Source organism: Protofrankia sp. CiP1_Cm_nod3 (assembly GCF_982290655.1).
Genome location: NZ_CEVIVD010000127.1, coordinates 10,483 through 13,727 on the forward strand (window position 1 = coordinate 10,483; position 3,245 = coordinate 13,727).

The window sequence follows — 3,245 nt, forward strand, 5'->3', positions numbered from 1 at the left end:
AGCAGGGAAGGCCAGCGCGTGGGCGATACTGGGATTGAACCAGTGGCCTCTACCGTGTCAAGGTAGCGCTCTCCCACTGAGCTAATCGCCCGAGTTTGTTCCGGTTTGGTGCCTTGTTGCTGAGGCGGAGGCGGGAATCGAACCCGCGTACAGGGCTTTGCAGGCCCTTGCCTAAACCACTCGGCCACTCCGCCAGGGAGGCCGGGACGGGCTTGACCTCTGACCTCACACACGCTCGAGCGGACGACGGGATTCGAACCCGCGACCCTCACCTTGGCAAGGTGATGCTCTACCAGCTGAGCCACGTCCGCGCGCCCCCGCCTCTCAGCGGGTGCAGGTAGCACTCTAGCGGACGATGCGGGGGATCGTCGAATGACCCGCCGTCTGCTGTGTCTGCGATGTGAAGTCTCTGTGTCGTTGCCTGTCCGCTGGCACCGGTTGCGCTTGCCGGTTGTCAAAACGTGCTGGTCGGGCCGCGTGCCGCGGGCCCGGGCGCCGGTAGCGTGATTCGGATGGACGGCGCGACTCGGGACAGCCCGGACCGTGGCCGGCAGGCCAGGCCGGGGGGTGTCTTCATCGGTGCTGGCAGGCCGGGGACGCAGGCCGTGGGCGGGCGGATGGAGGCGCGGCGCCGCCCGCGGTGGCGGCCGGGGTCCTTCATGGTCGCCGGTGGCCAGCTCGCGACCGGTGTGATCGACGTCACCGATGATCTGGCCGCGCTCGACCGTGCTGGCTTCTGGGGGGTTGTGGCCGACTTCGAGGGCGCGGCGCGGTGCGTGCGTTTCGCGGATGTCCGGCCCGCGCCCGCGCTGACGGCGATCGCGGGACGGCCGTGGCACGGCCCGCCCCGCGACGCGTGGACGAGCAGCCTGGACCGGGACGGCTATGTCGCCGGGGTGCGGCGTATCCGTGCCGAGATCGCCGCCGGTGAGGTCTATCAGGTCAACCTGTGCCGGGTGCTGTCCGTGCCGGTGGCCGTGGTGGGCGGTGAGGCGGTCGCGGCTCTCGGGGCGGCGCTGGCGCGCGGCAACCCGGCGCCGTACGCGGCCGTGATGTACGTCCCGGAGGCGGACATCCGAGTGCTCAGCGCGTCCCCGGAGCTGTTCCTGTCACGACGAGGTGACGTAGTGCGTTCGGGGCCCATCAAGGGGACGGGCCGGGTCGCGGCGGACCTGCTGGAGAAGGACATCGCCGAGAACATCATGATCGTCGATCTGGTGCGTAACGATCTGGGCCGGGTCGCCCGTCCGGGTGGGGTGAGCGTCCCGACGTTGTGCGCGCTTGAGAGCCATCCGGGGCTGGTGCATCTGGTGTCCACTGTCGAGGCGCGGCTGCGGCCGGGTGTCGGCTGGCCCGGGCTGTTCGCCGCGAGTTTCCCGCCCGGGTCGGTGTCGGGTGCTCCGAAACTGAGCGCCCTGCGGGTTATCCGGGAGCTGGAGCCGGCGGCGCGCGGGCCCTACTGCGGCGCGATCGGATGGGTCGACGCCGACCAGGGGCTGGGTGAGCTCGCGGTCGGCATCCGGACGTTCTGGTTCGCGGCCGGCCGGCTGTGTTTCGGTTCCGGCGCCGGAATCACCTGGGGGAGTGACCCGGAAGGAGAATGGCGTGAAACGGAGCTCAAGGCCGAACGGCTACTGAGGATCTGTTCGTCCGTCCCGACCTGACCGGGCCATTGGGTTCCTGACATGTTAAGCTCTGACCGGGCCATTGGGTTACAGCGTCGTTGGTTGCCGCACGGAATTACCCGTGGCATTCCCTGAGACGATCCGCGGCCTGATGTGACCTGCGGCTGGGATGAGCTGCCCATGACTGACGGCGTCCACTGGAGACGCCGTCCGGTCTGGTCCCGATTCGTGTGCCGGACGGTTTTCCGTGCGATGGTCGGGCTACGGGCAGCCGACCGCCGGGCGGTCCTGCCCGGCTGACAGGGCACGTCGGCCACCTGGAGGATCTGCGGAGATCCGCGGGATCCGCGTTGCCGGGCGTCCTGGGGTGGTCAGGCGCGGTCAGGCCGGGACGACACCGGGTGCCCCGGCCTGGGCGATGTCACGTCTGCGGGCCGCCCCAGATGAGCAGCGCGAGCTCCGCGTCCAGATCGACGACTTCGCTTTCCCCACCGAGAGGCACCACCGAGTAGGTGCGGCGCAGGAACGACAGCACCTCGGACCGAGGCATCTCGAACAACGCGTGGCCGGAAGGACTGGACAGCGACAGGCAGACAATCCGCCCGCCGGACTGGGCCGCCGGCCACACCTGCACATCGCCGTCGCCGGCCGGTCGCCGGACGCCGTCGCTGAGCAGCTGGCGGGCGAACGTCCACTCGACAACCTCGTCCGCGCCGGTACGGAACCCGATGCTGACCGCGTAGGGATCCGCCGGTTCGTAGCGCATCGTCGCCGCCACCGGGACGGGCGCTCCACCAGGAACGACAAGCCGAAGTGCGAGTTCTGCTGTGATGGAATCATGACGAATTGTCATCGGGCGGCCTCTCAGTGCTGCGGTGGTTCGGGCGAGCACCCGTGTAACGAGATGGTTCCCTCTTTGAGGCTCGTTGGAAACAAGGTTATGCGACTTGAACATCCGTTACGCCGGTTCGGGAGAGTTGCCCGGCATGGCGCAGGTACGCGGACCGCGACCGCCCGTCGGAGACGGCCGCGCAGCCCATCCGTGGCCGCCTGGGTCGGTGAGCGTCATGTGGCAGAACCCCCGTAGGTTGATTACCCTTCGTATTCGTATTGCAGGTGCTGTCGTGCCTGATGAGATGGGGTCTACCCCTCTCATGGCCGTCCCAATCGGGGCGAGTTGTGTTCGGATCGTGACCGACGAAACCTCGCTCCGCGAGCCCTGATGTGACCGACATCATGGGCCACACCGGACAGGCCGCACAGGGCCACGTGGCCCCGTCACCGCCTCCCCGCCAGCTCTCCCCGTCCTGTTGGGACGGCGTTGACAGCCGTCCCGTCCGACCTGCCCCAGCGGCGTAGTAAGCTTCATCCGTCTCCGGGCGTATAGCTCAGTGGTAGAGCGCTGCCTTCACACGGCAGAGGTCCGTGGTTCGAAACCACGTACGCCCACGCGTTGGCCTTCCTTGCTCGCCGATCTTTGATCGGCTTCGCCGGGGGCGCGATGTCTGCCCGGGGGCCGAGCCCCCGGAGCCCCCACGGTCCTGGGGTGGGGTGGTCGCGGGACCCGCGATTGGTGGGGCGGGTCGGTCGGGTTTTCTTGGGGCTCGCCGCCCTCTGGGC

General features: G+C 68.8%; 2 protein-coding genes and 4 tRNA genes. 2 read left to right on the plus strand and 4 right to left on the minus strand.

What is annotated here, in order from left to right:
* Positions 1 to 19 precede the first annotated feature (19 nt).
* From AC5LUJ_RS19240 to AC5LUJ_RS19250, 3 genes are all read right to left on the minus strand, one after another.
* Positions 20 to 91: transfer RNA gene (locus AC5LUJ_RS19240), tRNA-Val, on the minus strand.
* Between the two features lie 31 nt (positions 92 to 122).
* Positions 123 to 194, minus strand: a tRNA-Cys gene (locus AC5LUJ_RS19245).
* Between the two features lie 44 nt (positions 195 to 238).
* Positions 239 to 311 (minus strand) — tRNA-Gly (locus AC5LUJ_RS19250).
* A gap of 201 nt (positions 312 to 512) precedes the next feature.
* On the opposite strand from AC5LUJ_RS19250, the gene AC5LUJ_RS19255 reads away from it, so the two are divergent.
* Positions 513 to 1,664, plus strand: coding sequence for a chorismate-binding protein (locus tag AC5LUJ_RS19255; protein ID WP_493465419.1), 1,152 nt, complete (start codon positions 513 to 515; stop codon positions 1,662 to 1,664).
* A 382-nt stretch (positions 1,665 to 2,046) separates the two neighbouring features.
* On the opposite strand, the gene AC5LUJ_RS19260 is transcribed toward AC5LUJ_RS19255, so the two are convergent.
* Positions 2,047 to 2,391, minus strand: coding sequence for an SsgA family sporulation/cell division regulator (locus AC5LUJ_RS19260; RefSeq protein WP_237702742.1), 345 nt, complete (start codon positions 2,389 to 2,391; stop codon positions 2,047 to 2,049).
* 611 nt (positions 2,392 to 3,002) lie between these two features.
* Between AC5LUJ_RS19260 and AC5LUJ_RS19265 the strand changes: the two genes are divergently transcribed.
* A tRNA-Val gene (locus AC5LUJ_RS19265) sits at positions 3,003 to 3,074 on the plus strand.
* The last annotated feature ends 171 nt before the right edge of the window (positions 3,075 to 3,245 follow it).